18 protein-coding genes are annotated in these 19,275 nt (G+C 74.0%); 6 read left to right on the top strand and 12 right to left on the bottom strand.

From position 1 onward, the window contains the following. Positions 1-66: 66 nt before the first annotated feature. Complete coding sequence (locus tag IE217_RS00160) at positions 67-360, bottom strand: hypothetical protein (RefSeq protein ID WP_189702859.1); 294 nt, start codon at positions 358-360, stop codon at positions 67-69. Between the two features lie 166 nt (positions 361-526). Between IE217_RS00160 and IE217_RS00165 the strand changes: the two genes are divergently transcribed. Beyond that, the gene (locus IE217_RS00165) at positions 527-1,090 is read left to right on the top strand and encodes a hypothetical protein (RefSeq protein ID WP_190175583.1); all 564 of its coding nucleotides are present in this window, start codon (positions 527-529) and stop codon (positions 1,088-1,090) included. A gap of 12 nt (positions 1,091-1,102) precedes the next feature. Here the strand turns inward: IE217_RS00165 and IE217_RS00170 are convergent, their stop codons facing one another. The 5 genes from IE217_RS00170 to IE217_RS00190 form a co-directional block, all read right to left on the bottom strand. Next, positions 1,103-2,113 carry an LLM class F420-dependent oxidoreductase gene (locus IE217_RS00170; protein ID WP_190175584.1) on the bottom strand — a complete coding sequence of 337 codons (1,011 nt, stop codon included), beginning with the start codon at positions 2,111-2,113 and terminating at the stop codon, positions 1,103-1,105. A gap of 146 nt (positions 2,114-2,259) precedes the next feature. Further along, positions 2,260-3,036, bottom strand: coding sequence for a DUF5336 domain-containing protein (locus IE217_RS00175; RefSeq protein ID WP_190175585.1), 777 nt, complete (start codon positions 3,034-3,036; stop codon positions 2,260-2,262). 155 nt (positions 3,037-3,191) lie between these two features. Then, a complete protein-coding gene (locus IE217_RS00180) occupies positions 3,192-4,187 on the bottom strand; it encodes an N-acetylmuramoyl-L-alanine amidase (RefSeq protein ID WP_190175586.1) in 996 nt (331 codons plus the stop codon). Between the two features lie 10 nt (positions 4,188-4,197). Continuing rightward, positions 4,198-4,860 carry a class I SAM-dependent methyltransferase gene (locus IE217_RS00185; RefSeq protein WP_190175587.1) on the bottom strand — a complete coding sequence of 221 codons (663 nt, stop codon included), beginning with the start codon at positions 4,858-4,860 and terminating at the stop codon, positions 4,198-4,200. A 116-nt stretch (positions 4,861-4,976) separates the two neighbouring features. Further along, on the bottom strand, positions 4,977-6,716 hold the full coding sequence (locus tag IE217_RS00190) for an MFS transporter (RefSeq protein ID WP_190175588.1): 1,740 nt from the start codon (positions 6,714-6,716) through the stop codon (positions 4,977-4,979). 238 nt (positions 6,717-6,954) lie between these two features. Between IE217_RS00190 and IE217_RS00195 the strand changes: the two genes are divergently transcribed. Further along, positions 6,955-8,391, top strand: coding sequence for an MFS transporter (locus IE217_RS00195; protein ID WP_190175589.1), 1,437 nt, complete (start codon positions 6,955-6,957; stop codon positions 8,389-8,391). Positions 8,392-8,471: 80 nt separating this feature from the next. On the opposite strand, the gene IE217_RS00200 is transcribed toward IE217_RS00195, so the two are convergent. Further along, positions 8,472-9,104, bottom strand: a complete 633-nt coding sequence (locus IE217_RS00200) for a response regulator transcription factor (protein WP_190176067.1) — start codon at positions 9,102-9,104, stop codon at positions 8,472-8,474. 270 nt (positions 9,105-9,374) lie between these two features. Between IE217_RS00200 and IE217_RS00205 the strand changes: the two genes are divergently transcribed. Then, on the top strand, positions 9,375-10,949 hold the full coding sequence (locus IE217_RS00205; protein WP_190175590.1) for an alpha-L-arabinofuranosidase B: 1,575 nt from the start codon (positions 9,375-9,377) through the stop codon (positions 10,947-10,949). Here IE217_RS00205 and IE217_RS00210 read toward each other — a convergent pair. From IE217_RS00210 to IE217_RS00220, 3 genes are read right to left on the bottom strand one after another with little or no spacing between them, the layout of a single operon-like run. Beyond that, positions 10,927-12,138 (bottom strand): sensor histidine kinase, encoded by a 1,212-nt coding sequence (locus tag IE217_RS00210; RefSeq protein WP_190175591.1) that lies wholly within the window; start codon positions 12,136-12,138, stop codon positions 10,927-10,929. The two genes, IE217_RS00205 and IE217_RS00210, sit on opposite strands and share 23 nt — an antisense overlap. 15 nt (positions 12,139-12,153) lie before the next feature. After that, entirely contained in the window at positions 12,154-12,870 is a 717-nt protein-coding gene (locus tag IE217_RS00215) for an ABC transporter permease (protein WP_190176068.1), read from the bottom strand. An 8-nt stretch (positions 12,871-12,878) separates the two neighbouring features. Continuing rightward, entirely contained in the window at positions 12,879-13,892 is a 1,014-nt protein-coding gene (locus IE217_RS00220; protein WP_190175592.1) for an ABC transporter ATP-binding protein, read from the bottom strand. Between the two features lie 378 nt (positions 13,893-14,270). Between IE217_RS00220 and chsH3 the strand changes: the two genes are divergently transcribed. From chsH3 to IE217_RS00235, 3 genes are read left to right on the top strand one after another with little or no spacing between them, the layout of a single operon-like run. Beyond that, a complete protein-coding gene (gene chsH3 / locus IE217_RS00225) occupies positions 14,271-15,128 on the top strand; it encodes an enoyl-CoA hydratase ChsH3 (protein ID WP_190175593.1) in 858 nt (285 codons plus the stop codon). Between the two features lie 31 nt (positions 15,129-15,159). Beyond that, positions 15,160-16,236 carry a Zn-dependent alcohol dehydrogenase gene (locus IE217_RS00230; protein WP_190175594.1) on the top strand — a complete coding sequence of 359 codons (1,077 nt, stop codon included), beginning with the start codon at positions 15,160-15,162 and terminating at the stop codon, positions 16,234-16,236. Between the two features lie 34 nt (positions 16,237-16,270). Next, positions 16,271-17,221 carry a 3-oxoacyl-ACP reductase gene (locus IE217_RS00235; protein WP_190175595.1) on the top strand — a complete coding sequence of 317 codons (951 nt, stop codon included), beginning with the start codon at positions 16,271-16,273 and terminating at the stop codon, positions 17,219-17,221. A 91-nt stretch (positions 17,222-17,312) separates the two neighbouring features. On the opposite strand, the gene IE217_RS00240 is transcribed toward IE217_RS00235, so the two are convergent. Both IE217_RS00240 and IE217_RS00245 read right to left on the bottom strand, forming a co-directional pair. Then, entirely contained in the window at positions 17,313-17,477 is a 165-nt protein-coding gene (locus tag IE217_RS00240) for a hypothetical protein (protein WP_190175596.1), read from the bottom strand. Between the two features lie 96 nt (positions 17,478-17,573). After that, complete coding sequence (locus IE217_RS00245; RefSeq protein WP_190175597.1) at positions 17,574-19,031, bottom strand: hypothetical protein; 1,458 nt, start codon at positions 19,029-19,031, stop codon at positions 17,574-17,576. Positions 19,032-19,275: the final 244 nt, after the last annotated feature.

Consider the following 19,275-nt stretch of genomic DNA (forward strand, 5'->3'; position numbering starts at 1 on the left):
CGACCGTACCGCCGCCGACCGCACCGCGGGCGCCGACGGCACACGGCCGTCGGCGGCCCGGCGCCGTCAGTGGCGGTGCATGCGGTTGGCGATGGCGTGGCCGACGAACAGGTAGACCACGGCCGCCAGGCCGTAGCCGGCCACCACGCGCGCCCATGCCTTGTCGAAGGTGAACAGGTCACGCGACCAGCCGGCGAGCCAGTTGGCCGCGTCATGGACGAACTGGACCAACTGGTTGGCCCGGTTGGCGTCCAGCAGATACATGAGGATCCACAGTCCGAGGATGACGGCCATGATGTCCGCGACCACCGCGATGACCGTACCGGCGGAGTTGGAACCCGTGCGATATCGAGGGGACATGCTTTGCGTCTGGCCCCGGAATCCTGATTGAAACCTGTAACGCGTACGGGGAGTGACGGCCGGAGCACCCGGCGAAGCACTCCGGCCACCCCCGTTTCACAGGTCACCGGCGGGATCACACGGACCTGCGGAGCACACGAGCGACACCTCTACACGGGAGGACACCGTGCCCGTACCCATACGCCGCCTCGCGGTGGCACTCACCGTCTGCTGCGCCCTGCTCGCCGGGTCCACCGCCTGGGCCGCGGGTCAGGAGACCGCGCCGCGCAGTCCCACCGTCGCCGTCGCGGCGGCCACTCCGAGCCCCAGCACCTCGGCGGAGAAGCAGAAGTTCGCCAAGACGCGCTTCGTCGCGAACGCGGCCCTGGCGGCCGGGGCCACCTACGAGTGGATCTGGAAGCCGTACAAGGAGGGCAAGTTCAAGAAGGGCGCCCACGGGCGCAAGGCCACCCTCGTCAAGGCGGGTCTCGCGGGCGCCTTCACGTACAACCGGCTCAAGGCGGCCGTGCGCAACGCCAAGGGCGACCCGGCGCTGTCCAAGGCCCTCGCCCCGCTCCAGGCGGCGATCGCCAATCTGAAGGACCTGCCGGCCAAGCTGCGCAAGGGCGACGGCTCGGCGGCGAACAGCTTCAACGACACCATCAACAAGGTGAAGGAAGCCGGCAAGAGCGCGGGCGCGAACGTCAAGGACAAGGTGCCGTCCACGTCGCAGCTCAACAGCGGCTCCTAGGAGAAGGCGGGTTCAGCCGTTCAGCTCGGCCAGCACCCGCAGGGTGCGGGGGTCCGGGGCCAGGGCCAGCAGGTCCGTCACCGGGCCCTCGCGCCATGCCGCCAGCCGCTCGGCGACGCGCTCGCGCGGGCCCACCAGGGAGATCTCGTCGGCGAAGGCGTCCGGCACGGCCCGTACGGCCTCCTCGCGGCGGCCGGCGAGGAACAGCTCCTGGATCCGGCGGGCCTCGGCCTCGTAGCCCATGCGGGCCATGAGATCGGCGTGGAAGTTGCGGGCCGCGTGGCCCATGCCGCCGATGTAGAAGCCCAGCATCGCCTTGACGGGCAGCAGCCCCTCGGCCACGTCCTCGCACACCCGCACCTGCGCCATGGGGGCGACGAGGAAGTCCCCGGGCAGGGCGGCGAGCGCGGGGCCGTAGACCTCGGGCCGGGTGGGCGCCCAGTACAGCGGCAGCCAGCCGTCGGCGATGCGGACCGTCTGGGCCACGTTCTTCGGCCCCTCGGCGCCGAGCAGCACCGGCAGGTCCGGGCGCAGGGGGTGCGTGATCGGCCGGAGCGGCCGGCCCAGGCCGGTGGCGTCCGGACCCCGGTAGGGGTGCGCGTGGTAGCGGCCGTCCAGTTCCACCGGCGCCTCGCGGCGCAGCACCTGCCGTACGACGTCGACGTACTCCCTGGTCGCGGTCAGCGGCGAGTGAGGGAACGGGCGCCCGTACCAGCCCTCGACGACCTGCGGTCCGGACAGCCCGAGGCCGAGCATCATCCGCCCGCCGGAGAGGTGGTCCAGGGTGAGCGCGTGCATCGCGGTGGTGGTGGGCGGCCGGGCGGCCATCTGCGCGACCGCGGTGCCCAGCCGGATCGTCGACGTGCCCGCCGCGATCCAGGTCAGCGGGGTGAACGCGTCCGAACCCCAGGACTCGGCCGTCCACACGGAGTGGTAGCCGAGCCGCTCCGCCTCCTGGGCCAGGGACAGGTGGTCCGCGGCGGGCCCGCGCCCCCAGTAGCCGAGTGCCAGACCGAGCCGCATGCCACCGCCCCTCTGCCCGCCACCTTCTGACGGTACGTCAGCCGAAGTGCTGCGACTGTACGGCAACGGCCCCCCGCCCGGAAGGGCGAGGGGCCGTGAGGCACTCGGGCCGTGCGGGGCCGACCGTGCGGGACAGCCGTGCGGGGTCAGCCGCGCTGGATGTTGGACGCGTCCTGGAGGACACCGCGGCGGCCGTCCTGCATCTCCGCCAGCAGGCCCTGGCCGCGCTGCTCCACCGCCAGGTACCAGACGCCGGGGGCGAGTTCGGCGATCGGCGTGGCGGAACCGTCCTCCGCGAACAGCGGACGCGGCGCCGGCACGGCGAACCAGAACGGCGAGAAGGCCCCGGGCCCGGCCTGCTGCGGGGCCGCTTGCGGCTGCGCGCCGCCCGGGAAGGGCTGCGTCTGCTGCGCCTGCCCGCCGAACTGCGGCTGCGGGGCGCCCGGGTAGCCGTAACCGCCCTGCGGCTGCGCGCCGTAGGGCTGCGGCGCGGCCGGGCCCGGGGCAGGCAGCAGCGCGCCCTGGAGCGCGGGCACCAGAGGGGTGGCGATCGCGGCGCCCGCGAGGACGAGGGCCGCGATGAAGCCGAGGATCAGGCCGGCGGCGGCGGACCCGCCGGTGGGGACGTCCACCAGGGTCCAGAACAGGCTCCACGCGACGAGCACCGTGAACGCCGCGCCGACCGTCCCGAGGTCGAGACCTGCGACCTTGCGGGGCTGCGGCAGGCAGCGGTTGACGACGACGAGGGCGGCGCCGATGACCCCGCCCATGTAGAGGCCGAGGCCGGTGCCGAGGTCGTCCCACGCGTTCTGGTCCAGGTTGAACCCGTTGACGGAGTAGAACTTGAGGAACGACGCGATGAAGAGCAACACCGCTGCTCCGATCACCACGCCGTCGCCCCGAGTGAGGGAGCGGATATTCACTTCAGGTCCTTCGCAGGTCGTCTCGTCGTAGGTAGAGGCGTCGCTGTCACCGTGTCGCCGGCAGGCGTTGGTGCGAAGCGCGGGGGGTGGCCCCTCATCGTACGGTGACCTTATCGTCCGTACGAGCGGGCTGTCCGCCGGGCTTCGGCCGCCGGTCAGGACCCGCGCAGGAAACTCACGATTCCCGCAGAGATCCCCTCGGCCGCCTCCTGCCGCCAGGTTCCGCTGGTCAGCGATGCCGCGTCCTTGCTATCGCGCATGTTGCCGCACTCGATGAACACCTTGGGAACCGTTGACAGATTGAGACCGCCCAGGTCCTCACGTGTGACGAGCCCGGTGCCGTCGCCCAGGTAGTTGGAGGGCGGCTCGCCCGTGACGCGCACGAAGTTGCCCGCGATGCGCTCGCCGAGGTCCTTGGACGCCGAGACGATCGGGCGGGTGTCGGCGGCGCCCGCGTGCACGGACCCCGGCAGGATGACGTGGAATCCGCGGTCGCCGGGCGCCGCGCCGTCCGCGTGGATGGAGACGGCGGCGTCCGCGTGCGCCGCGTTGCCGATCCGGGCCCGCTCGTCCACGCACGGGCCCCAGGACGGCGAGCCGTCGTCGTGGGTCAACTTCACCGTGGCGCCCTGCTGTTCGAGCAGCGTGCGCAGCCGGTGCGCCACGTCCAGGGTGAAACGGGCCTCGGTGTAACCGGCGTTGGTGGAGGTGCCCGTGGTGTCGCACTCCTTGCGGTTGGTGCCGATGTCCACCTTGCGGTTGATCTCCGAGGCGTGCTGGAAGTTGCCCGGGTTGTGGCCGGGGTCGATGACGACGACCTTGCCCTTGAGGGAGCCGGAGGCGGCGGGCGCGGAGGAGTCGCCCCGGCCGCCCGGGCCGGGGGCGGCGGACGTGCCGGGCTGCTTGTCGTCCTCGCCCGGGTAGGAGGGCAGCAGGGGCGCGGAGGAGTGCGGGGAGGCCGTCGCCGACCGCGCGGCCGCCCGGTCCGGGCCGCCGCCGGAGGCGCCCGAGGAGCCCACCGTCTCGTACACCAGCCAGCCGAGGAGCGCGCCGGGCACCAGGGCGGCCAGGGCGACGGTCAGCGGCCCGCGGCGCGGACGGCGGGGGCCGCCGGACTGCGGTTGATCGAACTCGGGTCCCAGATACGACACGTCAGCGACTCTAACGGCGGCCCGCCGCGGTCGCCCGGGTTCGCCTCAGGACGCGCAGGGAGCCGGTTACCGAGGTTTCGGTGAAGTCGCCGGACTCCAGGGCCCTGAGGTACACGCGGTACGGCGCCTGGCCGGTGAACTCGTCCAGCGGCTCGGGGAACACGTCGTGGATGACCAGCAGCCCGCCCTCGGCGACGTGGGGCGCCCAGCCCTCGTAGTCGGCGCCGGCGTGCTCGTCGGTGTGGCCGCCGTCGACGAAGACCAGTCCGAGGGGTGAGTTCCACAGCGCGGCGATCTGCGGCGAGCGGCCGACGAGCGCCACCACGTGCTCCTCCAGGCCGGCCCGGTGCAGGGTGCGGCGGAAGGCGGGCAGGGTGTCCATCAGGCCGATCTCGGGGTCGACCGTCTCCGGGTCGTGGTAGTCCCAGCCGGGCTGCTGCTCCTCGCTGCCCCGGTGGTGGTCGACGGTCAGGGCGGTCACGCCCGCCTGGCGGGCCGCGTCCGCGAGCAGGACCGTCGAGCGTCCGCAGTAGGTGCCGACCTCCAGCAGCGGCAGCCCGAGCCGCCCCGCCTCCACGGCCGCCCCGTACAGCGCGAGCCCCTCGTCGGTGGGCATGAACCCCTTGGCGGCCTCGAAGGCGGCCAGGATGTCGGGCTTGGGCGCCGCGGGCATGCGGGTCCTCTCCGGTCGTACGGGCTTGGCTTCGGCGCCCCATGCTGCCGCACCCCCTGCCGGGCGGGCGACAGGGGGTGCGGGTGGGACGGGTCTCAGCCTCCGGCGCTCACGGCTCAGGCGGTGACCGTCTCGCCCGGCAGGGACAGGTCCAGGTCGACCGCACGGTCGTCGCCCGCGTGGGTGGCGGCCGAGGCGCGCGGGCCGTGCCCGGCGGCGCGGGCGGCCAGGACGTACGGGCCCTCGGCGGGCACCGCGAGGGCGTAGCTGCCGTCGGCGCCGGTCAGGGTCGCCCCGGCCTGCCGCCCCCGGCGGTCGATCAGCGTGACCTTGGCGCGGGCGACCGGAGCGCCCTCGGCGTCCAGGACGCGGCCGCGGAAGCCGCGCAGGACCTCGGCGGCCCGGGCCAGGTTGGCGTCCTCCTCGCTGCTGGCGCGCAGCTGGAGGCGGGCGGCGCGGGCCGGGTTCGGCAGGCACAGCGCGAGCACCAGGCCGAGGGCGACCGCGGCGGTGGCGATCAGGAAGGAGACGCGGAAGCCGTGCATGGTGGGGATCTCCAGGCCGCCCGCGTGGTGCGCGGTGTTGGCCAGCACCATGCCGATGACCGCGCTGGAGACCGAGGTGCCGATGGACCGCATCAGGGTGTTGAGGCCGTTGGCCGCGCCGGTCTCGGAGGCGGGGACCGCGCCGACGATCAGCGCGGGCAGCGAGGAGTAGGCGAGGCCGATGCCGGCGCCCAGGACGACGGAGGTGACGACCGTCTGCCAGGCCGCGTTCATCAGGCCGAGGCCGCCGCCGTAGCCGACGGCGATGACGAGCAGGCCGGTGATCAGGGTGACCTTGGGGCCGTAGCGGGCGGACAGGCGCGCGTAGACCGGCGCGGTGAACATCATCGTCAGGCCCAGCGGGGCCACGCACAGCCCCGCGACGACCATCGACTGGCCGAGGCCGTAGCCGGTCGCGGCGGGCAGCTGGAGCAGCTGGGGCAGGACCAGCGAGACGACGTAGAAGCTGACGCCGACCATGATCGAGGCGAGGTTGGTGAGCAGCACCTCGCGGCGGGCGGTGGTGCGCAGGTCGACCAGCGGGGCGGCGATCCGCAGCTCCAGCAGGCCCCACAGCAGCAGGACGGCGACGGCGGCGGCGAACAGGCCGAGCGTGGTGGCCGACGACCAGCCCCAGTCGCTGCCCTTGGTGATGGGCAGCAGGAACAGGACCAGCCCGGCGGACAGGCCGAGCGCGCCCAGCAGGTCGAAGGAGCCCTCGGCGCGCATCGGCGACTCGGGCACGGTGAGCAGGGTGAGGACGATGCACAGGACACCGAGTCCGGCGGCCCCGTAGAACAGGGTGTGCCAGTCGGTGTGCTGGGCGACCAGGGCGGCGGCGGGCAGCGCGAGACCGCCGCCGACGCCGATCGAGGAACTCATCAGGGCCATCGCCGAGCCGAGCCGCTCGCGGGGCAGCATGTCGCGCATCAGGCCGATGCCCAGCGGGATCGCGCCCATCGCGAAGCCCTGGAGGGTACGGCCCAGGATCATGGGCAGCAGGGCGCTGGTGAGCGCGCTGAGCAGTGCCCCGGCCACCATCACGGCGAGGCTGGCGATCAGCATGCGGCGCTTGCCGTACAGGTCGCCGAGGCGGCCCATGATGGGTGTGGCCACGGCGCCCGAGAGGAGGGTGGAGGTCAGGACCCAGGTGGCGTTGCTGGGCGAGGTGTCCAGCAGTCGCGGCAGATCCTTGATGACCGGGACCAGCAGGGTCTGCATCACCGCGACAACGATGCCCGCGAAGGCGAGTACCGGGACGACGGCCCCGCTCGCGCTCCGTGCGGGCCGTTCGGTCGGTGTGAGCGTCATGGAGTGAGGCCTCCGGGCCTTGAGGTGGTCAGTGTGCGGCCGTCCGTACGGGACGGGTGCTGGGGGAACCTTGTATGCACGGGCAACTATTCCGATGCTTTGGCGTACTAACGATTTCTTGACCATTCCGTGAGGAAGCGGTCGCGGGGAGAGGGAAGGGGGGCCGGGGTCCTAGGACCAGGGACCCGGGCGGGCCGGTGCGAAATCCCGATGCAAGGGGCGCGAGCGGGTTGAGAGCATGACACCCATGCTCGAAGCCGCCGTCACCCCGATATCCCGCCCCCGCCGCCCCGGGCCGCCGCCCACCTGGCTCGTGGTGGCCCTCGCCTGCGCCGGGCAGTTCCTGGTCGTCCTCGACGTCTCCGTCGTCAACGTGGCGCTGCCGTCCATGCGGTCCGACCTCGGGCTCAGCGCACCGGGCCTGCAGTGGGTCGTCAACGCCTACGCGATCGCCTTCGCCGGGTTCATGCTGCTCGGCGGCCGGGCCGGCGACCTGTACGGGCGCAAGCGGATGTTCCTCGTCGGGCTCGGCATGTTCACGCTGGCCTCACTGGGCGGCGGACTGGCCCAGGACGGCTGGCAGTTGCTGCTGGCGCGGGCCGCGCAGGGACTCGGCGCGGCGGTGCTCGCGCCCTCCACACTGACGCTGCTGACCGCCGCCGTGCCCGAGGGCCCGGCCCGGGCGCGGGCCATCGCCACCTGGACCGCGGTCGGCGCGGGCGGCGGAGCGGCGGGCGGACTGGTCGGCGGACTGCTGGTGCAGGGGCTGTCGTGGCGGTGGGTGCTGCTGATCAACGTGCCGGTCGGCGCGGTCGTCCTGGCCGGCTCGCTGCGGTGGCTGACCGAGAGCAGGGCGCCCGGCGGACGCCGGCTCGACCTGCCCGGCGCGCTGCTGGTGACCGCCGGCCTGGCGAGCCTCGCCTACGGCATCTCGCGGACCGGGGCCGAGGGCTGGACGGCCGCCGCCACCCTCGGGCCGCTGCTCGCCGGCCTCGCGCTCGTCGCGCTGTTCCTCGCCGTCGAGGCCCGCACGGCCGCCCCGCTGATGCCGCTCGCACTGCTGCGCCTGCGCTCGGTGGCGTCGGCCAACGCGGCCATGTTCGTGTGCGGTTCGGCCATGTTCTGCATGTGGTTCTTCATGACCCTCTACGCCCAGAACGTGCTCGGCTACTCCCCGCTGGACGCCGGACTCGCCCTGGTCCCCAGCTCGCTGGCCGTCGTCCTCGGCTCCAAGCTGGCCCCGCGCCTGATGCCGGCGGCCGGGGCGCGCGGGGTGGCGGTGGGCGGGACGCTGGTGGCGGCCGCCGGGTTCGCCTGGCAGTCCACGATGCGCGCGGACGGCGCGTACCTGACCGCCATCATGCTCCCCGGCGTACTGATGATGCTGGGCGCGGGCCTGGCCGCGACCCCGCTGGCCGCCCTGGCCACCTCCGGGGCGGCGCCCGGCGACGCGGGAGTGGTCTCGGGACTGGTCAACACCTCGCGGACGATGGGGGGTTCGCTCGGACTGGCCGTCATGTCGACCATCGCCGCGGCCCGTACGGCGGGCCGGGCCACTCCCGAGGCCCTGACGGACGGCTACGCGCTGGCCTTCCGCACGGCGGCCGTGACACTGGCGGCCGGCGCGCTGCTGATGTGGGCCTGGCTGCCGCGCACCGCGCGCAAGGCCGCGTAGAGGCGCGTACGGCCGGGGGCGGCCGGGGGCGGCCGGGGGCGTCCGGGGGCCTGCGGGCATGGGGGCCTGGGCCCGGCGGGTTACAGCCAGCCCTGGTGGCGGGCCTCGCGGACGGCCTCGGCGCGGTTGCGGGTGCTGGTCTTGCCGATCGCGGAGGAGAGGTAGTTGCGCACGGTGGACTCCGACAGGTGCAGCGCGGCCGCGATGTCGGCGACCGTCGCGCCGTCCGCGGAGGCCTTCAGCACGTCGCACTCGCGGGCGGTGAGCGGACTGGGGCCCGCGCTGAGCGCGGCGGCCGCGAGGGCCGGGTCGACCACCGTCTCACCGGCCAGCACCCGGCGGATCGCGGCGGCCAGTTCCTCCACCGGGCCGTCCTTGACGAGGAAGCCGGCCGCGCCCGCCTCCATGGCCCGGCGCAGATAGCCGGGGCGGCCGAACGTGGTCAGTATCAGCACCCGGCAGCCGGGCGCCTCCTCGCGCAGCCGCGCGGCCGCGTCCAGGCCGCTCAGGCCCGGCAGTTCGATGTCGAGCAGGGCCACGTCGGGGCAGTGGGTGAGTGCCGCGCCGACGATCGCGTCGCCGGTGGGCACCTGCGCGACGACCTCCATGTCGTCCTCCATGCCGAGCAGCAGCGCGAGCGCGCCCCGCATCATCTGCTGGTCCTCCGCGAGCAGGACGCGAATCGACTTGGCGGGCCGGTGGTCCCGCGGCATCTCGGTCACGGCCCAAGCGTAGGGCAGCGCCGGCCGGTCGAAGACTTCTCGTTCTTCGCCGCCGCAGGGGTTGACGGTTCACGGCCGCGCCAAAACAATCGCCTCTGAAATTCCGGAATTCCGTCGCCGAATAGGTTCGGTATTTCGATCGAACGGCGTCCGGGATCTCGAACGGCCGGTATTCCGAACGATTGGTATTCCGAACACCCGGTATTCCGGACATTCGGTGTCCCGCAGCACTGCCCCACCAGGAAGCGAAGAGGTGCACCCTTGTCCATTCCGCGCTCGTGTCACCGGCGGCTGAGAAGAGCCGTCCTCGGCGTCCTCGCCACGCTCGCCACCGTCGCCGCGCTCGTCGTGGGCGCCGCCGCCCCGCCCGCCGCCGCCGCGGGCTCGCTGCCCTGCGACGTCTACGGCGCCGCCGGCACCCCCTGCGTCGCCGCGCACAGCCTGGTGCGCGCGCTGTACGCCTCGTACCACGGCCCGCTCTACCAGGTGCGGCGGGCCTCGGACGGCGCCACCGCGGACGTCGGCCCGCTGACGGCCGGCGGCTATGCGAACGCGGCCGCCCAGGACTCCTTCTGCACCGGCACGACCTGCGTCATCACCGAGATCTACGACCAGTCGCCCCGCCACAACGACCTCACCGTCGAGGGCGCGGGCGGCGCCGGCGCGGCGGACGTGGCCGCGCCCGCCGACGCCCTGCCGGTCACCGTGGGCGGCCACCAGGTGTACGGCCTGGAGATCTCCGCCGGCATGGGCTACCGGGACGACTCCACCTCCGGCGTCGCCGTGAACGGCCAGGCCGAGGGGATGTACATGGTCACCTCCGGCACCCACGTCAACAACCGCTGCTGCTTCGACTACGGCAACGCCGAGACCAACAACACGGACACCGGCAACGGCCACATGGACGCGATCAACTTCGGCACCGAGTGCTGGTTCTCGCCCTGTCACGGCCAGGGTCCCTGGGTGCAGGCCGATCTGGAGAACGGCCTCTTCCAGTCCGACGCCGGCTACAGCAGGAACACCTCCAACACCGGGACCGGGCCCCTGCCCTTCGTCACCGCGCTGCTGAAGAACAACGGCCAGAACCATTTCGCGCTCAAATGGGGGAATGCCCAGTCCGGCGCACTCACCACCACCTATTCCGGCGGTGAACCCACAGCGTCCGGCTACTCGCCCATGCACCAGGAGGGCGCCATCGTCCTCGGCACCGGCGGCGACAACAGCAACGGCTCCGTCGGGTCCTTCTTCGAGGGCGTGATGACCTCCGGCATCCCCACCGACGCCGCCGACGACGCCGTACAGGCGAACATCGTGTCGGCCGGATACGGCGGCCCCACCGGCAGCACCGGCACGCTCACCCCGGGCTCGGAGATCTCGCTGCGCGCGACGACCGCCTGCTGCACCGCCGACTACGTCCGCCACCAGAACGACGCGGCCGTCATCTCCGCGATCACCTCGGGCAGTTCGGCCCTGGACAAGAGCGACGCCACCTGGATCGTCCGCCGGGCCCTGGCGAGCGCCGCCGCCGCCTCCTGCGTCTCCCTCGAGTCCCGCAACTACCCGGGCGACTTCCTGCGCCACTTCGACTACCGGCTCCGCCGCGCCCCCATGGACGGCACCGCGCAGTTCCGGTCCGACGCCACCTTCTGCCCGACGACCGGCCGGAGCGGATCGGGGACGACGTCCTTCGCCTCGTACAACTACCCGGCCCGGTACCTGCGCCACTACGACTACGGCCTCTACATCGCGAGCGACGGCGGCTCCAACGCCTTCGACAGCGCCACCTCCTGGGCCGACGACGTCAGCTGGCGGATCACGTCGCCCTGGTCGCCGTGACCGATTCGGTCTCCGCCGACTCCGCCTGATCGGCGGGTAGTTCGGCGGTGACCGTGAAGCCGCCGCGCGGCGACGGGCCGGCCCGCAGCGAGCCGCCCGCCGCCGCGAGGCGTTCGGTCAGCCCCTTCAGACCGGTGCCGCCGGCGCCCGCGGAGCCCGCCTCCGGCGCACCGCCGTCGCGGCCCCCGCCGTTGTCGGAGACGGTGAGGCGGGCGTGGTCCGCCGTGCTGTGCACGGCGATCTCGCAGCGGGTCGCGCCGCTGTGGCGCACGGCGTTGGTGACCGACTCGCGGACCACCCAGCCCAGCAGGGCCTCGGTGCGCGGCGTCAGCGGGGGACCCGAGCGGCGGACCACCGGCTCGATGCCGGCCGCGGTCAGCGCCGAGCGGGCCCGGTCCAGCTCCGTGCTCAGGCTGCCCTCGCGGTAGCCGGTGACCGCCTCGCGGATCTCGGTCAGCGCCTGCCTGCCCACCGACTCGATGTCGTTGACCTGGCTCAGCGCCGCGTCCAGGTCCCGGGGCGCCAGCCGCCGGGCCGCCTCCGACTTCACCACGATCACCGACAGGGTGTGGCCCAGCAGGTCGTGCAGATCACGCGAGAAGCGCAGCCGTTCCTCCTCCACCGCCCGCCGCGCCAGTTCCTCCCGCGCCGCCCGCAACTCCCGCACGGCCTCGCTCAGGCCCAGGATCGCGGCGGTCACCATGCTGGACAGGAAGGTGCCGTAGGCGATGTTGATGCCGTTCCAGCCCTCGCGGTACGCGGAGACCGCACCCGCGAGCGCGGTGAGCAGCAGCCCCGTCCTGCCCAGCCACGGCCCGCGCAGCGCCGCGCCCGCCGCGAGGCCCAGCAGCGGGAAGAACAGCAGCCAGTTGCCGCCGTAGCCCAGGGCGAGACCGGTGGTCACCGCGCCCATCAGCAGCAGCGCCAGCCGCGTGGACACGGCCTCGCGCCGCTGCTTGTCGAAGGCGCGGAAGACGACGTAGATGTAGAGCGAGTTGAAGGTGAGCAGGCCGATGACGCCGACCCAGGGGTTCGGGGTCTTGCCCTGGAGGACGTTGGACAGCGAGCCCAGCCCCATCAGCAGCCACGGCAGCAGCGTGAAACCGGTGGGGGGCGGCCCCGCGTGCTCGTCCCGCTTCCCGGCCCGCCACGCCCTGCGGTCCGCCCGCGTCCCCTCACACCCGCTCATCTTCCGCACCCCCGTTCAGACCGCGCCCGCGTTGCGGCGGTAGGACAGCACAGCGTACGAGCCGAACGCCAGCAGCCAGGCCGTCAGCACCAGGACCGCGCCCGCCGCCGGCGCGTGCCCCTCGGTCACCGCAAGGCCCAGGTCGGCGAAGCGGTGCGTCGGCGTGTACGCGGACACCGCGCGCAGCCAGTGCGGGAACAGCGACACCGGGAACCACAGGCCGCCGAGGACCGCGAGCCCCAGGTTGCACACCATGTTCACCACGCCCGTGGTCTGCGCGGTCAGCCCGTAGCCGTTGCCCAGCCCGAGCAGCGTGAAGGGCAGCGAGCCCAGCCACAGCAGCAGCGCGGTCACCGCCCACTGCCACGCCTGGAGCCGTACGCCGTTGACCAGCCCGCCCGCCAGCAGCACCGCGCAGATCGCGGGCAGCACCGTCACCGAACCGGTCAGCGCCCGGCCGGCGACCACCTGACGCGGCGTCATCGGGGTCACCCTCAGCTGCCGCAGCCAGCCCACCGTGCGGTCCTCGGCGACCCCGCCGCCGGTGTTCAGCGCCGAGCCGACCGCGCCGTACGCGGCCATGCCGACCATGGACGCCGTCCGCCAAGTGGGGTCGTTCTCCCCGAGGTTGGTGAACAGCAGGTACATCATCACCGGCATCGCGATGCCGCCGATCACGAAGCCCACGTCGCGCAGGGTGCGGCGCACCTCGAGGCGCAGGTAGTCGAACACGCCGGACATCACACCGTCTCCATCTCGTCGGTCTCATCCGTCCCGCGGGCCCCGCCGGACCCGTCCGTGCCGTCCGGGCGTCCCGTGCCCTCCGGGCGCTCCGTGCTGTCCGGGCGCTCCGTGCCGTCCGCCGTCAGGGCCAGGAACGCGTCGTCCAGGGAGGCCGGGGCCACCTCCAGGTTCCGTATCGCGCCCATGCCGGCCAGCGCCACCACGGTCGCGTCGGAGTCGTCGGTGCGCAGCCGCGCCCGGTCCCCGCGCACCTCCACCGCGCGCACCCCGGGCAGCAGTTGAAGGCCCTCGCGGCCGCGCCCGGCCAGGTCGAAGGCGACCAGGCTCCCGCCGGCCGCCTGCCGCAACTGCTCACCGGTGCCGTCGGCGACGATCCGCCCCCGGTCGAGGACGAGGATCCGGTCGGCGTACGCGTCCGCCTCCTCCAGGTAGTGCGTGGAGAACAGCACCGTGCGGCCGGCGCGCGCATAGGCCCGCATCGACTCCCAGAACGCCCGCCGCGCCTCCACGTCCAGCGCGGCCGTCGGCTCGTCCAGCACCAGCAGCGAGGGATTCCCGGCGAGCGCGACCGCGAAGCGCACCCGCTGCTGCTGGCCGCCGGACAGCCGGTCCACGCGCCGCGCCGCGAGTTCCGTGATCCCGGCCAGCTCCAGCACCCGCTGCAGCGGCAGCGGATCGGGGTAGCGCCCCGCCACGAAGCGGACCAGCTCGCGCACGGTGACGCGGGGCACCGCCCGCGCCTCCTGGAGCATCGCCCCGACCAGCCCGGCGCGCACCGCGCGCTCCGGCTCACCGCCGAACAGCTCCACCGTGCCCGCGTCCGGCGCGTACAGCCCGAGCAGCAGCGAGATCGCCGTCGACTTGCCCGCGCCGTTGCGCCCGAGCAGGGCCACCGTCTCGCCCCGCCCGATCCGCAGGTCGACCCCGTCCACGGCGCGCACCGCGCCGAATGCCTTGACCGCCCCCGTGAAGGACACGGCACATCCCGTCCGCGTCTGTGTCTCCGTCATGAACACGACGCTACGGTCCGGGCGGCCCGCCCGGCAGATGCGCGTGTACGGACTTGGGCGGGACAGCCGTACGCGACCCGGGCAGTACAAATGTCACCGTCGGCCCGGGCGCCTCGGCGACCGCCCGCCCGGGCGCCTCGGCGACCGCCCGTCCTGGCGCCCCCGTCACCGTCCGCCCGCGCACCGCCACTCCATCTGACATGCCGTCAGGAGGCTTCCCAACCCGCGAGCGCTGGGCTATACAGAGGGCGCCGGACTGGAACGCGTTCTACCCCGACGGGCTTCGCGGCCCGGTCCTGCCCATGGCGACCTCGGTGCGGCCGACGGTGCGGACGGCCCCACCGAGGTCTTGGCCCGCCGGCAGACCTCAGGAGACCCATGCCCATCGACGCAGCCAAGGCCCTCGCGGCCGGCCCCCGGACCGGCGAGATCTCGTGGACCGCGAGGGACGTCATGCTCTACCACCTCGGCATCGGCGCGGGCGTCCCCGCCACCGACCCCGACGAGCTGCGCTACACCCTGGAGACCCGGCTGCACGTCCTGCCGAGCTTCGCCACCGTCGCGGGCGCCGGCTCGCCCGGAGTGATCGGCGGCCTGTCCATGCCCGGCGTCGAGGTCGACCTCGCCCGCGTGCTGCACGGCGGCCAGTCGCTGACCGTGCACCGGCCCGTCCCCGTCCAGGGCACGGCGGCCACCACCGCCCGCATCGCCGCCGTGTACGACAAGGGGACCGCGGCCGTGCTCGTCATGCGCACCGAGGCCGTCGACGCGGACGGCCCGCTGTGGACCAACGACGCGCAGATCTTCGTACGCGGGGAGGGCGGCTGGGGCGGCGACCGCGGCCCCTCCGCCCGGCTCGAGCCGCCCGCGGGCGATCCCGACCGCACCCTCGAACACGCGACCCGTGAGGACCAGGCGCTGCTGTACCGCCTCAGCGGCGACTACAACCCGCTGCACGCCGACCCGGAGTTCGCCAGGACCGCCGGCTTCGACCGGCCGATCCTGCACGGCCTGTGCACCTACGGCATCGCCCTCAAGGCGGTCGTCGACACCCTGCTCGGCGGCGACGTGACCCGCGTACGGTCCTACGCCACCCGCTTCGCCGGCGTGGTGTACCCCGGCGAGACCCTGCGCATCCGCATGTGGCGCCAGGACGGCGCCGTACGCGTGGAGGTGAGCGCCGTCGAGCGCGACGCCGCGCCGGTCCTCACCGACACCGTCGTCCAGCACTCCTGAGCCCATCCACCCGCCCGAGGGGAGCCGCACCATGCGCGCAGCCGTACTGCACGAGACCGGCCAGGACAAACTGGAGGTCCTCGACGACGTCGAGGCGGTGGGCACCGGCCCCGGCAAGGTGAGGATCCGGGTGCGCGCCACCGGCCTGTGCCACTCGGACCTGTCCGCGATGAGCGGGGTGCTGCCGCAGCCGGCGCCGTTCGTGCCGGGACACGAGGGCGCGGGCGAGATCGTCGAGGTGGGGGAGGGCGTCGGCCACCTCCGGGCCGGTGACCGGGTGGTGGTGTGCTGGCTGCCGGCCTGCGGCGCCTGTCCCGCCTGCCGGCGCGGGCAGACCGAACTGTGCCTGGCGGGCTTCATGAACGCGGGCACCCCCAACTTCCGGCGGCCCGGCGGGGACGTGTTCGGCTTCGCCGGCACCGGCACCTTCGCCGAGGAGGTCGTCGTCGACGCCGGGTGCGCGGTGCCGGTCCCGGACGACGTGCCCTTCGACATCGCCGCCCTCATCGGCTGCGGGGTCACCACCGGCCTCGGCGCCGCCCTCAACACCGCCGACGTGGCGACCGGTTCGTCGGTCGCCGTCATCGGCTGCGGGGGAGTGGGCATCTCCGCGATCCAGGGCGCGCGGCTGAAGGGCGCCGCCGAGATCGTCGCCGTCGACCCGGTCGCCGGACGGCGCGAGGCCGCACTGCGCTTCGGCGCCACCAGGGCCGTGGCACCCGGCGAACTGCCCGGCGCCAAGCAGGAGGTGACCGGCGGCGAGGGCTTCGACTACGTCTTCGAGGTCGTCGGCAGGTCCGCCACCGCACGCACCGCCTACGACAACACCCGGCGCGGCGGCACCCTCGTCGTGGTCGGCGCGGGCGCCATGGACGACTTCCTCCAGCTCAACATGTTCGAGCTGTTCTTCGACGAGAAGCGCATCCTGCCCTCGCTGTACGGCGGCGGGGACGTGGTGCGCTCCTACGAGCGGACTATCGCGCTGTGGCGGGCCGGCCGTATCGACCTGGAGGGCCTGATCACCCACCGGGTGCCGCTGGCCGGCGTCAACGAGGCGCTGGACCAGATGCGTTCGGGCACGGCGCTGCGCACCTGCATCGAGATCTGACACGTCCCGGGCACCCGGAGAGGGAAGGACACCGATGTCACTGCCACCGCCACTGCCCCTGGAGGGCCGGGCCGCCGTCGTCACGGGCGCGGGCCGGGGACTCGGCCGCGCCGAGGCGCTCGAACTCGCCCGGCTCGGCGCCGCCGTGGTCGTCAACGACTACGGGCAGCCGGGCCGGGACGGCTCAGGAGCGGCCTCCTCCGGTCCGGCCGAGGAGGTCGCCGCCGAGATCCGGGCCGCGGGCGGCCGGGCCGTCGCCCACACCGGCGACGTCGCCGACTTCGAGCAGGCCCGCGCCCTGGTGGCGGCGGCCGTCCAGGAGTTCGGCGCGCTCGACATCCTGGTCAACAACGCGGGCATCCTGCGCGACCGTATGGTCTTCTCCATGTCGGAGGAGGAGTGGGACTCGGTGATCCGGGTCCACCTCAAGGGCCACTTCAACACCGTCCGCTTCGCCGCCGCGCACTGGCGCGAGCGCTCCAAGGCGGCGGGCGGCCCGGTCTACGGGCGCATCGTGAACACCTCCTCGGAGGCATTCCTCGCCGGCTCCGCCGGACAGCCCAACTACGCGGCGGCCAAGGGCGGAATCGTCGGGCTGACCACCTCCACCGCGCTGGCCCTGGCCAAGTACGGCGTGACGTCCAACGTGATCTGCCCGCGCGCCCGCACCCGGATGACCGAGGACGTCTTCGCCGGCTTCGCCCGCCCCGAGGACGGCCTCGACCCGCTCGCCCCCGAACACGTCGCACCCCTCGTCGGCTACCTCGCCTCGCCCGCCGCCGCACGGATCAACGGACAACTGCTCGTCGTGCACGGCGGCATGGTCGCGGTGGTCGAACGGCCGCGCGTGGCGGCCAGGTTCGACAGCAAACAGGACACTTTCACGTACGACGAACTCGACGCCCTGCTCACCCCGCACTACGCCGGGCGTCCACAGGGGGAGACGTTCGCGGCGGCGGAGGTGCTGGGGCTGCGGCGGGGGTAGCGGGGTGACTTGAGCCTCGTCGGGGCCTGGACGCGGAACGGCCCCGCCCCCCGTGAAAGGGGCGGGGCCGTCGCGGTTTCCCGCCGTGCCGTCAGGCCGCTGCTTCGGCCTCCTCGGCGGGCTTGCGGTGCCGGCCGTTCGGGACCGCCCCGTCCTCGTGGGACGAGACCGGACCGCGGTGCCTGCCGTGGCCCGTGCCCTGCTGGGCCTCGGTCTCAAGCGCCTCAAGCGGCTGGGTCGTCCTGGCGTCGCTCATCGGAAGAATTCACCCCGTCAACATGATCTTTCGTACAGCCGGGCGAGTTTAACCGGCACACCTCGGGTCGAATCCAGGCGGCCACGCCAACCGGCACTACTTCGTTACAAGTCGTCCCAGCGGCGCCTTCTGGAGCGGAACGGGACGCGGTACGGGGGCTTCGCCGCGGTCCGGTTCCGGCTGCTGCGGGGGCGCCCCGGCCGTCACCGGGGCCGATGCCGCCGCCCTGTCCAGGGCCGCCGTCGCCGGTTCGCCGGCCGCTGTCTCCAGGCCCGCCGCCGTACGCAGTACCGCGGCCGTCTCCGGGGTGAACGCCCTCGCCAGCACGACCGCCGTCCGCCGCACCGGCGTCACGCCCGGGACGGGCGTCACGCCCGGGACGGGCGTCACGCCCGGGACGGGCGTCGTGCCCGGGGCGGGCGCCGTGCCCGGGGCGGGCGCCCTGCGCGGGGCGGGCGCGGTGCGCGACGCGGGTGCCGGATCCCGCGGTGGCGCCGGGTGCCTCCCCGGGTCCGGCTCCCGGCCCGGCGCGGTCCAGCGGGCCACCCCGCACGGCACCGCAGCGGTGGCGTACGGCAGCCGCAGCACACCCTCCTCCGTCCAGGTCCCGGCACCGGTCAGCCACCCCTCGGGCGCGGGCAGATGACGCACCACCCGCTCGGCCGGACGCCACACGCCGACCCAGCTGCCGAACGCCCCGTCGCAGCGCAGCGCCACCGCGCACTGCTCCGGCGTCAGCACCTGCCCCGGCTGGATCGCGAACGGCGTCGCCACGCACTCCGGCAGCCGCAGGCACTCCGGGAAACGCACCGGCAGCGTGCTGCCCAGCACCCCCCAGCCCAGCCGCTGCTGCCCGGGCGAGGGCGCGTCCGAGCGGATCAGCAGCAGCCCGCTGTCGGGGTCGGCGCACAGCAGCCGGTCGTCGCTGCCGTCCGCGATCTGCAGCAGCGGCGACATCTCCCCGCCGCGCCCGAGGTCCAGTACGACCGTCTTGGTGCGCCCGCCGGTCTCCCGGTCCAGCGCCAGCAGCCGCCCGGCACGGTCCAGCCAGACCCCGCCCGAGCAGCGGCCCGGCACCTCGGCCACGTACTCGGGAGCGTGTTCGGGACCGCGGCCGCCGCCGGCCACCAGCCACACCACCGAGGAGCGCGCGCCCACCGCGAGCGCGTACGCCCGCTCGCCGCCGGGCGCCGGGGGCAGCAGCCGCAGCCGGGTGTCCTCGGGGCACTCGATGGCGCCGAGCGGCAGCTCGCCGGTGCCCGGGCCGGTCGGGTACAGCAGCGAGAAGGTGTGCCGCCCGGCCACCGGCCGGTGGATCAGGACCCGGCCGTCGCCCATCGGCTGCACCTCCGTGCCCGGCTCCTCGGGCTGGTCGCCGGGCAGCGGCACCGCGTACGGCTCGGGCCCGTCCAGCGTCCAGCGCTCCGGAAACCAGGAGTCACCCCTGCGCGCGAGCCGGGCGGCGTAGGAGCCGTCCGCCGTGATCGCGCAGCCCGCCCGCGGCGGGCCGTCGCCCTCGTCGGCCGCCGAAGGTTCGACAACACAGACTGTCATCGTTCGGTCACCTCCGGTGAGGACGGTAGTTTTCGTACGCACAGACGGCGGACCGGCGGGCGGCGACTTCACACATACGGGTGGCCCAGGAACGATTCGCCTGAGGAAACCGGGACGGTTGTGCTGGACGGCCGGACGCGGACCGGCCGGACGGCACCGGACCGGGGCGGCGGGACGGCACCGGTCCGGGAGGACGGGACGGTACCTGCCCCGGACGGTGGGACGGCGCCGGTCCAGGAGGCGG

The sequence above is a fragment of the Streptomyces naganishii JCM 4654 genome (assembly GCF_014650575.1).
Classification (GTDB): Bacteria; Actinomycetota; Actinomycetes; order Streptomycetales; family Streptomycetaceae; genus Streptomyces; species Streptomyces naganishii.